Consider the following 11,000-nt stretch of genomic DNA (forward strand, 5'->3'; position numbering starts at 1 on the left):
GTGGGATACATACATCGTGTATAAATCATTTCCTCAGCAAACACAATTGATTTACCAACTTATGTTATTAAACAAAATTTCGTTAGAAAAACGGATGAACGAGACAAGGTCGTTCATCCGTTTCTCTACCTTCTCCTGATTAAGCAAGTAGGTCCATAACATCCTTATACGGTTTGTTTTGTGAGACTGCGACAGCTTCATATACGATATGGCCAGCTAAAGTATTTAATCCTTTGCGTAACGCTGGGTCATCCAGACACGCTTGAACGTACCCTTTATTCGCGATGGCGAGCGCATATGGAATCGTCACATTCGTCAAACCGATCGTAGATGTGCGTGGAACGGCTCCTGGCATGTTGGCAACAGCATAATGTAGCACACCATGCTTCTCATAGGTTGGATTACTATGAGTGGTGATACGATCCGATGTCGCAACAATTCCCCCTTGGTCAATTGCCACATCGACGATAACGGAGCCTGGTTGCATGGACGCCACCATTTCTTCGGTCACAAGCTTCGGTGCTTTTGCCCCTGGAATGAGCACTGCGCCAATAACGAGGTCTGATTCTTTGACGGTTTCGGCGATGTTAAGCGGATTTGACATAAGCGTATTGATCGACTCCCCAAACAAATCGTCAAGCTGACGGAGTCTGTCAGGATTTAAGTCTAATATGGTCACATCTGCCCCTAAGCCGACAGCGATCTTGGCAGCGTTCGTCCCGACGACCCCTCCACCGATGACGGCCACCTTTCCTCGCTTCACACCGGGAAGACCCGAAAGCAGGACTCCTTTACCACCTTGCGTCTTCTCTAAAAATTGTGCCCCGATTTGTGAAGCCATCCGACCAGCCACCTCGCTCATCGGTGTTAAAAGCGGCAGCGCCCCGTTTGCAAGCTGCACGGTTTCATAAGCGATTCCGATCACTTTTTTCTCAAGAAGAGCATCCGTTAGCTTGAGTTCAGGAGCAAGATGAAGATACGTGAACAAAATCAATCCTTCACGAAAAAAACCATATTCTTCGGGGAGTGGTTCCTTTACTTTCATGACCATCTCCATCTGCCATACTTCGTCTGCCGTATCGACGATCTTCGCTCCTGCTATGACAAATTGTTCATCCGTAAAACCAGAACCTTCTCCTGCCCCTTTTTGTACGATTACCTCATGTCCATGCTGCGTTAAAGTCATGACTCCAGCAGGTGTGATCGCGACTCGATTTTCATTGTTCTTCACTTCCGTTGGCACGCCGATTTTCATTTTGCTCATCCCTCCTTTTATTCACGTATTGTCAAAACTTTATATAGAAATAGGTTAATAAATCCTATATTAGAGGGCTTTATAAGCAAAAAACTTGCCACCCCCCTGAATTCTAAGGTATTGATGAGGTAACCACACGACATCAATCCCCTTAAGAAAAAAGGATGTGACAAGTTGTTACCTCAAATTATAACCTATTTACTTATGTTAATAAACTATCAAGAACAAATGATTCGAACGTTGCTTACCCTACTGATTGGGAAAAGCATGTTTGATAAGCCAATAGAAGCGCCAGTGAACAAACCTTATCGGAAACTTCAAGTCGACGATCTGCCGATCATTGAAGTACCAGAAAAACTTGATTTTAAACAGTTATTAACTGAGCATCTGGCGGCGAATGGAAAGCCTCTTAAACCGGTACAGAGACGTTCTAATTCAACACCTGTTCCTGCGTCAATGAAATGTCCAAAGTGTGGTGCTCCATCCGAGTATTTGTATGCCAATAATGGAGGGAAAGGACAGTTTCAATGTAAGGTGTGTTCCTGTCTTTTTAATCAAAAAAGCCGCTATCTCAAAGAGGCCATCCTTAAGTGCCCTCACTGTGCCAAGACTCTTGAAAAAATCAAGGAAAGAAAAGACTTTAATGTGTTTAAGTGTAAAAACAATGACTGTTCCTACTACCAAAAGAAATTGAGTAGAATGTCACAAAAAGAGAAAAAACGGTTCAAAGAAGACCCTCAAGCCTTTAAAATGCGGTATATTTACCGCCAGTTTCACATTGACTATCAACCGTTAGCGAAACATTCACCCAAGAAGCCAAAAGTCGATTTATCAAGGCTTTATGTGTCTCCACATACACTTGGACTCATTCTGACGTATCACGTGAATTACGGGCTATCCGCTCGTAAAACAGCTGCACTGATGAAAGATATTCATGGTGTATCCATTTCTCACCAAAGCATTTTAAACTACGAAAACAGTGTAGCACTTACGCTTAAGCCTTACGTCGACCACTACCCTTATGAGCTTTCAGATCAATTCTGTGGTGACGAAACGTATATCCGTGTGAATGGTCGTTGGCACTATCTGTTTTTCTTTTTTGATGCGGTGAAAAAGGTGATTCTCTCATACCCTGTCTCACCAAATCGAGACACAGCGACCGCCATTCGAGCGATTGACGAAGTATTACTTAAGCTGAAAGAGATTCCTGAGAACCTTACATTCGTTGTCGATGGAAACCCAATCTACTTGTTAGCACAGCATTTCTTTTCCCAACATGAGATTCCATTTGACGTAATACAAGTCATCGGCTTAACCAATGAAGATGAAGTCTCCAAGGAATATAGACCGCTAAAACAGATTATTGAGAGACTGAATCGAACCTTTAAAGGCAACTACCGATCCACTCACGGATTCGGGTCAGAACAAGGATCCGTATCATTTGTGACCTTATTTGTGGCTTACTTCAACTTTCTAAGACCGCATTCAGCCTTGGAAGGTAAAGTTCCTGTTCTCATTCCAGAGTTAGAACAACTTCCAAACATGCCAGCACGCTGGACCAAGCTGATTGACTTAGCTCAACAATGGTTGATTGATCAGACTGCCTAGCTTTTGTTTAGCTGAGCCCTAACATCAGCAATCGGCGTAGCGAACTCTTGACAAACCGAACTTGCCAATGGTTTAAAATGGAAATAACCAAGGGCTATTTGGTATGCCTTCTTTTGTCCCCTTCGCCCTTGTTTAGCCTTAGTCAAAACCATTGGCGTGTTTGTCAAGAGCGATTGCGGGGCTCCTCCACCCACAAAAGAGAAAAGAACTGAATGCCTAGTGAGTTTTCATAGAACTTTTGACATTACCTTTATTCATTTGATTCCTTTTTCCACACCCATGTAAACAGCTTTCCTTTCTCGTTCATATACCGAGCCTCAAAGCGAGTCAGGTCGGGAAATTTTTGTTTGATTCGCTTTACCATTTCTTCTGCTTCTGCCTGCTCATGGATGCCAGCGACTTTTACGATTTCTCGGACGGCTTTCTTTGCTTCTTCTCCCTTAATTACCTTTGTTCCGACTTCATATTCAAAGTGATTCGGATTGTCATATTCCCACTCATGTAAAGTGTCTCCTTGCCATACTTTGATACGCACTGAATAGTTGCCCATTAATCCACTTGCTTCCGCTAATGAATGGACACCTAGCACCACAAAACTACTGATCAATAAAAAAACGACCCATCTTTTCACTCATCTCACCTCGTCGTTAGAATGTGTGAAAAAATGGATCGTTATTCATCTCTTACCGATAACGATGCAATACATCGACAGCACCTGTGACCTCTATAACCGAACCTGTTACCATATCCGAGTCATCCTCACATAAAAAGGCCACTGTCCGAGCAATATCTTCCCCCGTTCCTGAACGACCAATCGGGGTGTCAGGGTCTTTTTGTTTACGTGACTCCTCAATTGTAGCTTCTTTCATTTCCCCTACTATATTTCCCGGGCAGACCATATTCACGGTAATTCCGTACTCTGCCTCTTCCACAGCGACTGTTTTCATTAATGAGACAAGACCTACTTTTGCCGCAGCATACGCTGACCGATAGAGCCAAGCAGGAGCTGTATTTGCCCCTTGAAATCCGTATAAAATAATCCGTCCAAACTGTTGGTTGCGCATGATGGGGAGAACCTTTTTGAACATATAAAAGGCAGCGCTTAAATTCCCATTCACCATCGTCTGCCATTCATGCTCTTCATAGTCAAAAAGCTTTTTACGTTCGAAAATATAAGGCCCTGCGTTATTCACGACAACATCGATTCGACCAAAGCGATCATAAGCCCCGTCCACTAGACGGTAAATATCCTCTTTTTTCGTTACATCGACTTGAACTAGTTGAATTCGATCTTTAAGATGGCCCCACGTCGTTTCCAACTGCTTCATCGCTTCGTCTTCCGTTCGATAGCTAACGGTCACCGTGTATCCTTTTTTAAGCAGGGCTTTTGTTACTTGAACTCCAAGCCCTTTAGTACCCGATGTTACTAGCGCATGTCGCATCCATTCTCCTCCTTCAAATCATGGCCACTTTCTCATGTAAATCATACTATGATTAAAAGCCATAGTAAAAACATACGCTAGAGACACCGAACTTTTCCTTATTAATTAGTTTCGTCTACATGTGTGAGTTCATCATTCATTCGTTTCGCTTGATGAACTTCTTCATCTTCATGGCGTTTGTCTACATCCACCCGAACGCGGTCACGAGCGGTAAATGATCGGTCCACTCGGTTTTCTTTCGTTCTTTTATCATCTCTCATCATCTACCCTCCTTTCAAATCACCTTTAGAATCCCTCCATCGTTTTTTTTTACACTTTAGTTTCTAAAAAAGGTAGGAAAACGAATATTTTCGCTATTAAGATTGGCGGTAAGCCACGTTTTCCTACTGAAATGGTTTCCATATCCAACCTTTCGGGAATAGAATAATGAGTAGAGAAAAGAGGTGAGTTCGATGTACAACCATATTCTTGTCGCAGTGGATGGATCCCCTCAGGCGAAGCGAGCATTATATAAAGCGTTTAACTATGCCAAAGAGTTTAAAGCCGATTTGTTCATCTGCCACGTAATTGACAGTCGTTCGTTTGCTACAGTTGAACAATATGATCGCACCGTCGTCGGATCAGCTGAATTGGATGGCAAAAAGCTGTTGCAGCGTTATAGTGAGGAGGCCGAGAAGGCTGGCGTGGACAAAGTGCATACCATCCTTGATTTCGGTAGCCCTAAAGCAAACATCTCTAAAACAATTGCCCAAAAATACGATATTGATTTAATTATCACTGGTGCTACGGGCTTAAATGCAGTTGAACGCTTTTTGATGGGAAGCGTATCTGAATCGGTGGCTCGTCACGCTAAATGCGATGTGCTTATCGTTCGTAACGACCAAGATCAATCATGATCGAAATACTTGATCGCGAAATCTACATGGTGAAATGATTGCTTTTCTTCTACTTTAGCCGCATATAAACAGAACTTAATTAATGCAATAAAAGGACTGCCGCTAGTAGCGGTGGTCCTTTTCTGGGGCTGTCCCAAAAGCACCTTAAAACATAAAATCGGGAGAACCGTTTGATGCGGTTCTCCCGATTTTTGTGTTGATTTGTGTTCTTTGGTTCCTTCGAGCGACGATCCACCGTCGCTCGTTTCCTTAGGTTGTGGGCAAGAGCCACAAGCCCGAGCTCGATGTGCACGTTTTCTTTGCCGCGAAGATGGTATCCTTTGGAATCCGAGGTTTTGTTTGACATGACCAAATACGCTCTCCACATCCGTTTTTCTTTTTTGGAAGAGCGTTCAGCCTTCTTCGCTTTTCAGTTTTTGATGTTGCTTCGCTTTGAGTTCCTCATACAACGGGTTGTAGTGTATCTGTCGATTTCCCCGTACTTGAACAGACATCCTTCACATGACTCACACTCATACACTTTAAAATCCCGTGTATAACCATACGTATCGATTCGCTTGGTGTATCGTTTAAAAGAGACTTTCCGCTGATTTGGACACTGTTCGATCATGTCATTCACCACACGTGCCGCATGGTTCTGTGGAATGGATCGAAAAATCCATAGGAAGCACGAGTTGATTCATGGTCTACTGCTGATAAGTAGCCGTTTGGTTACGTAAAAAATCGCCTTCTTTCGTTTGAATTTTGGTAGTGGTACCTTCATGTTAAACGATTGGGCGATTTTTTTGTATGTTCTTTCGAGCGTTAATGGGAGTCGAACGAGCGACAGGCGGCGACTCCTGCGGGAAAAGCAACAGCGGAGGATCGCCGAGAGTGGGGTTCTCGAGGAAGCTGGAGCGTTGCCCGCGGCAAAGAAAACACGACGAATGCAAACAAAGTGTGCGTGAGTCGATGTTGCACTTGTGCCTGTGGTGAAAGCGTCCGCCAAGTCGCGATTTAGAACAAATCAGAAAAGCTGACTCAAAAAATAGACTTTTGAGACAGCTCCTTTTCTACTTTAAACATATACTTTTTTCATGTTAACAAACGTTTTTTCTTAACTGTTTTATTTTATTCTTCCTCTTGTAATAGTCCTTCTTGGTATATAATTGAACTTGTAAGTAACGGGCCGTTTTATGAAGAAATATGTAGGGGTGATTCAATGTCAACAAAGAAAAACATTCTCATCATTCTTTTTTCGTTGGTAGCACTCTTTTCCTTTTTTGCCTTAATCGGAATCGTCTCATTTTTCACTGGCCCAACAGCACCGTAGCCGCTAGTAAAAGCAATTGAAAAGGCTACAAAGGTGTGTAACCTTCATAGCCCTCTTTGCCACTAATTGGCTAAAATCTTTTCGGCCTTGGTAATTGCTTTCTTTACTTCTGTAAAGCCTGTGCCGCCAGCACTCGTTCGACGAGCCACCACGGTTTTCGGTTGCAATACGTCGTAAATATCCTCATCAAACAAATCAGATGCTGCCTTATAATCACTTAACGGCAAATCTAGCAAATAGATGCCTTTTTCGATGCAAAGAAGCACGAGCTTACCTACTACTTCATGGGCTTCTCGGAACGGCATACCTTTTGTCGCTAAATAATCGGCGAGCTCTGTCGCATTTGAGAAGTCTTGATGGACAGCCTTCGTCATCGTTTCTTCCTTCACCTTCATCGTTTGGATCATCCCAGCAAAGATGGCAAGCGAGCCTTTCACCGTCTTCACGGCATCAAACATCCCCTCTTTGTCCTCTTGCATATCTTTGTTGTAAGCTAAAGGCAATCCTTTTAGCACCGTTAATAGCGAGAAGAGACTCCCGTAAACACGCCCCGTCTTTCCTCGGATCAGCTCCGCCATATCAGGATTTTTCTTTTGCGGCATGATGCTGCTTCCTGTCGCGAAAGCATCGTCCATCTCAACGAATTGAAACTCCTGTGAAGACCAGAGAATCAACTCTTCGCAAAGACGTGATAAATGAGTCATTAAGAGTGAAGACGCACTTAAGAATTCAACGATAAAATCCCGATCACTGACCGCATCGAGGCTGTTCTCATAAATGCCATCAAATCCGAGCAGCTCAGCCGTGTACTCCCGGTCAATCGGAAACGTCGTCCCGGCAAGGGCACCTGCCCCGAGCGGTGAGACATTCAATCGTTTTAAGCTATCTTCGTAACGACCATAATCGCGTTCAAGCATCCAAAAATAAGCAAGCAAATGATGAGCGAAGGAAATTGGCTGGGCGCGCTGAAGATGCGTGTAGCCTGGAATTAACGTTTCTACGTGCTGCTTCGCCTGCTCCACAAGGGCCGCTTGAACATTCTTGACTAGCTGTAAAATCTCCTTCGTTTGTTTGCGTAAATAAAGATGCATATCGGTCGCCACTTGGTCGTTCCGGCTCCGTCCTGTATGAAGCTTACCACCCACCGGTCCGATTTCGTCGATCAAAAGCTTTTCAATATTTAAATGTATGTCCTCATTGGCAACGGAATAGTTCAGTTCACCTTTTTTTGCCTTTTCCAATAAAATGTGAAGGCCTTTTTTAATTTGCTCCACTTCTTCATTGGCGAGAATTCCAGACTTTTCGAGCATCGTCACATGGGCGAGGCTTCCTTCGATGTCTTCTTCCACAAGTTGCTGGTCAAAGCCGATCGATGCACCGAATTCATCAACCCAAGCTTCTGCTGTTTTCGTGAATCGGCCTCCCCAAAGCTTTGTCACGATGTAACCTCCTTCTTCTCTTGCTTTTCCTTCATTTCCTTGTTCACCATACTATACACTTTCGTTGGTAGTCCCCATAAGGAGATGAAGCCTACCGCTGCATTATGATCAAATTCGTCATCTGGTGTGTAAGTGGCTAGCTTTTCATTATAAAGGGAATACTCTGATTTACGTCCTTCTACAATGGCGTGCCCTTTAAACAGTTTTACCCGTACAACCCCAGTCACTGTGGATTGAGTTTCCTTTAAGAAGGCAGACAAAGCGGGTTGAAGTGGTGAGAACCAAAGACCTTCATAAATGAGCTCTGCTATTTTTTTCTCTACAACTGGTTTAAAATGGGCCACTTCTTTTGTTAACGTTAAATCCTCCAACTCTTTATGAGCTTTAATGAGTGTCATCGCTCCAGGACATTCGTACACTTCACGAGACTTAATACCGACCAAGCGATTTTCTACGTGATCAATTCGTCCAACTCCATGCTTACCTGCGATTTGATTCAACTCTAGGATCAATTCATGGACTGGATAGCTTTTCCCGTTCAACGTAACAGGGATTCCTTTTTCAAATCCAATTTCCACAATTTCTGGTTGATCGGGAGCATCCTCGATTGCGACTGTTAACTCATAAGCACCTTCTGGAGGTGTTGCCCACGGATCTTCTAAAATTCCGCACTCATTGCTACGTCCCCATAGGTTTTGATCGACAGAGTACGGGTTATCTAAATCAATCGGAATTGGAATGTTGTTTTTCTTAGCGTACTCAATCTCTTCATCACGAGACCATGCCCACTCTCGTACAGGGGCTAAAACTTCTAAGTTTGGATTTAATGCTTGGATCGATACCTCAAAGCGCACTTGATCGTTTCCTTTTCCGGTACAACCGTGGGCTACTGCCTGTGCGCCTGTTTGTTCCGCGATTTCTACAAGCTTTTTCGAAATCAATGGACGAGATAGGGCGGAAACAAGCGGGTATTTTTGTTCATACAACGCATGTGCTTGCAATGCCGGCAAAACAAATTCTTCCGCAAATTCTTTTTTCGCATCAATTGTATACGATTCGATTGCGCCTACTTTCAATGCTTTTTCCTTTACAAATTCAAGATCCTTTCCTTCACCGACATCAAGGCCAACGGCAATGACATCATATCCTTTATCGCTAAGCCACTTAATGGCTACAGATGTATCTAATCCCCCAGAATACGCTAAGACAACTTTCTTTTTGCTCATGCTAACAATCCCTCCAAAGTGAATATTCATACTCTTGTTATTATTTTTATACATCCACTTGCATAAAAAAAGGCCTGTATAAAACTATCAACTACACTTATTAATATTCATTACTTTACCAACGATTATCGATTTTGACAAGGGGATTTCTCGCTTTTTTTTCTTTTTTTCTTCTACCTGTCCGTTTTTTTGGTTACAATACTTATAGAGTCTCGGAATAAATAACAATTTTCCGGGTCAAATGAACCAAAATTACTGGAAATTGGATTGGAATGGCCTGCACACTCATTATTTTCATTGTATTTTCAAAAATGTGCATGACAAAGAAACCTATTGCCATTATTTTTTTAAAAATTGACTAGGCGGCTTTAGGAAAGATGATTTCTTCAATATTTAACTGCTCTTTCTGACTGCTGTACCAAGCATCGATGTGCTGACACATCATTATGGCGTATAGGCGAATGTACCACATTTTTGTTGACCGGTGGCGTCCAGATTCCAAGTGATAATCTATTTTTTCTCTTTTATTAGAACGTTCAACAGAGGTTCTTCGTTTGTATATAAGTTTCCACTTTTCAGAGGACCTTGGTGTTTTGGTAAATAATCGTAGATTATCCTCTCTGAATGTATGGAATGTCCGACCATATTTTGCTTTTGAACACGGTGATGAGCATGTATTTTTGGTACCGCAAGCAAGTGGACAACGCCATTTTTGCCGATTTTGAGATTTGTCAAACCCGTTGGGCTTCATCTCCTTCCCAATCGGACAGATTGGAACACCTGTTGGAGATATTTGAATATCACTTTCTGTACTAAAGTTCTTCTTTGTTCGAACATTTAAATCGATGAAGGGTTCCACATTTTGATGTTCAAGTAGCTCATAAATGGCCTCAGCATCGTGCGCTGCATCAAGAAGAATTTTATCAATCGTGCCCAAGGTGTACCGTTGCGAAAATTCAATTGAACTAACCACTAGGCTGACTGAATCATGCCGGGAAGCAGGATGCAGCCGTGGATATAGCGGTAAGTCGTATTGGCTATCGCTAGTGGATATCATGTAGAGATGATATCCGTTGAAGTACTTTTCCTTAGAACTATCCCAGCCTGAGTCGATGTCGGGTTGTGAATACTGGCGTGGGTGAGTACAGTTCGTTAGTCCTTGGGCACTACAATTACAGGTTGATTTACTTCTCGGGTACCTAGCTGTTTCAATTGGTGTCCCATCTCCAACTACACCTAGAGCTTCGGGATCCCCAAGAAGACCAAGTTTCGTAGAAACCGCTAAAAATTGGGATTGAAAAAACTCAAATAATCGGTCTCCTGGCAGTTGTTTTTGTTTGGAACCATAACGCATTGCCCGATCAACGAGTTTACGAACAATTCCGGGATTCTTAGGTTCAGCTTTTTCACCCTTTTTAGGCTTCTTTTTCTTTTTTGACTTTTTCTTTTTAGGTTTGACCTTCGGCATAACATTCGGGCTTTCGAAGGCCCATAAACGTTTGAAAAAGTCTTCAAATGTTCCAACACCTGGTGTGTCACCGGGTTCAAAACCGCTAAGAATTGCATACAACGGAACGCGACGAAGTTGATCAACCCAATGAGTAATACCTTTTGTAGGTTGAACAAATAATGAAAGCAGATAAGAACGCATCATAGAAGCAGGGTCACGAGGCTTTGGTCCCTTTTTGGAATAGGAATCACCAAGCCATGTAGTTACCGAAGAGAGATCAGTTATCCAAAGCTTTTTAATTACTGGCCAATCCTTATTAACAAGGGTAAGAATGCCGCCAGAATAATGGGCATTTAACTGATTTAGAACGAA

10 protein-coding genes and 1 pseudogene are annotated in these 11,000 nt (G+C 42.8%); 3 read left to right on the forward strand and 8 right to left on the reverse strand.

The genetic code is table 11. From position 1 onward, the window contains the following. Window positions 1-139: 139 nt before the first annotated feature. Window positions 140-1,255 (reverse strand): alanine dehydrogenase, encoded by a 1,116-nt coding sequence (gene ald, locus E2L07_RS00645; RefSeq protein WP_134228567.1) that lies wholly within the window; start codon window positions 1,253-1,255, stop codon window positions 140-142. 174 nt (window positions 1,256-1,429) lie between these two features. Here ald and E2L07_RS00650 point away from each other — a divergent pair, with 174 nt between their 5' ends. Then, on the forward strand, window positions 1,430-2,863 hold the full coding sequence (locus E2L07_RS00650) for a DDE-type integrase/transposase/recombinase (RefSeq protein ID WP_134228568.1): 1,434 nt from the start codon (window positions 1,430-1,432) through the stop codon (window positions 2,861-2,863). Between the two features lie 250 nt (window positions 2,864-3,113). On the opposite strand, the gene E2L07_RS00655 is transcribed toward E2L07_RS00650, so the two are convergent. The 3 genes from E2L07_RS00655 to E2L07_RS20685 all read right to left on the reverse strand — a co-directional run bounded on the left by E2L07_RS00655 (window position 3,114) and on the right by E2L07_RS20685 (window position 4,565). Then, complete coding sequence (locus E2L07_RS00655) at window positions 3,114-3,494, reverse strand: hypothetical protein (RefSeq protein ID WP_010899324.1); 381 nt, start codon at window positions 3,492-3,494, stop codon at window positions 3,114-3,116. Window positions 3,495-3,546: 52 nt separating this feature from the next. Beyond that, entirely contained in the window at window positions 3,547-4,305 is a 759-nt protein-coding gene (locus E2L07_RS00660) for an SDR family oxidoreductase (RefSeq protein WP_010899325.1), read from the reverse strand. Window positions 4,306-4,406: 101 nt separating this feature from the next. Further along, window positions 4,407-4,565 carry a hypothetical protein gene (locus E2L07_RS20685; RefSeq protein ID WP_010899326.1) on the reverse strand — a complete coding sequence of 53 codons (159 nt, stop codon included), beginning with the start codon at window positions 4,563-4,565 and terminating at the stop codon, window positions 4,407-4,409. 192 nt (window positions 4,566-4,757) lie between these two features. Between E2L07_RS20685 and E2L07_RS00665 the strand changes: the two genes are divergently transcribed. Next, window positions 4,758-5,201, forward strand: a complete 444-nt coding sequence (locus E2L07_RS00665) for a universal stress protein (RefSeq protein WP_175414333.1) — start codon at window positions 4,758-4,760, stop codon at window positions 5,199-5,201. Between the two features lie 79 nt (window positions 5,202-5,280). On the opposite strand, the pseudogene E2L07_RS00670 reads toward E2L07_RS00665, so the two are convergent. Then, window positions 5,281-5,814: pseudogene (locus E2L07_RS00670) on the reverse strand (transposase); the annotation flags it as partial. A gap of 148 nt (window positions 5,815-5,962) precedes the next feature. On the opposite strand from E2L07_RS00670, the gene E2L07_RS00675 reads away from it, so the two are divergent. Further along, entirely contained in the window at window positions 5,963-6,148 is a 186-nt protein-coding gene (locus E2L07_RS00675; RefSeq protein WP_053430517.1) for a hypothetical protein, read from the forward strand. Window positions 6,149-6,575: 427 nt separating this feature from the next. Here E2L07_RS00675 and argH read toward each other — a convergent pair whose 3' ends face one another. The 3 genes from argH to E2L07_RS00690 all read right to left on the reverse strand — a co-directional run. Next, complete coding sequence (gene argH / locus E2L07_RS00680; RefSeq protein ID WP_134228569.1) at window positions 6,576-7,952, reverse strand: argininosuccinate lyase; 1,377 nt, start codon at window positions 7,950-7,952, stop codon at window positions 6,576-6,578. Further along, window positions 7,949-9,178: an argininosuccinate synthase gene (locus E2L07_RS00685; RefSeq protein WP_010899330.1), complete on the reverse strand. Its 1,230-nt coding sequence runs from the start codon at window positions 9,176-9,178 to the stop codon at window positions 7,949-7,951. The genes argH and E2L07_RS00685 overlap by 4 nt, the downstream gene beginning before the upstream one ends. Before the next feature lie 358 nt (window positions 9,179-9,536). Further along, window positions 9,537-11,000: transposase (locus tag E2L07_RS00690; protein ID WP_134228578.1), on the reverse strand; the 1,464-nt coding region annotated here is incomplete at its 5' end.

Origin of the sequence: Halalkalibacterium halodurans, assembly GCF_004376175.1 — a bacterium.
Lineage (GTDB): Bacteria > Bacillota > Bacilli > Bacillales > Bacillaceae_D > Halalkalibacterium > Halalkalibacterium halodurans.

Coding starts and splice junctions, on each gene's coding strand:
- ald (WP_134228567.1), bottom strand. CDS start 1,255: ATGAAAATCGGCGTGCCAACGGAAGTGAAGAACAATGAAAATCGAGTC.
- E2L07_RS00660 (WP_010899325.1), bottom strand. CDS start 4,305: ATGCGACATGCGCTAGTAACATCGGGTACTAAAGGGCTTGGAGTTCAA.
- E2L07_RS20685 (WP_010899326.1), bottom strand. CDS start 4,565: ATGAGAGATGATAAAAGAACGAAAGAAAACCGAGTGGACCGATCATTT.
- E2L07_RS00665 (WP_175414333.1), top strand. CDS start 4,758: ATGTACAACCATATTCTTGTCGCAGTGGATGGATCCCCTCAGGCGAAG.
- E2L07_RS00675 (WP_053430517.1), top strand. CDS start 5,963: ATGTTAAACGATTGGGCGATTTTTTTGTATGTTCTTTCGAGCGTTAAT.
- E2L07_RS00685 (WP_010899330.1), bottom strand. CDS start 9,178: ATGAGCAAAAAGAAAGTTGTCTTAGCGTATTCTGGGGGATTAGATACA.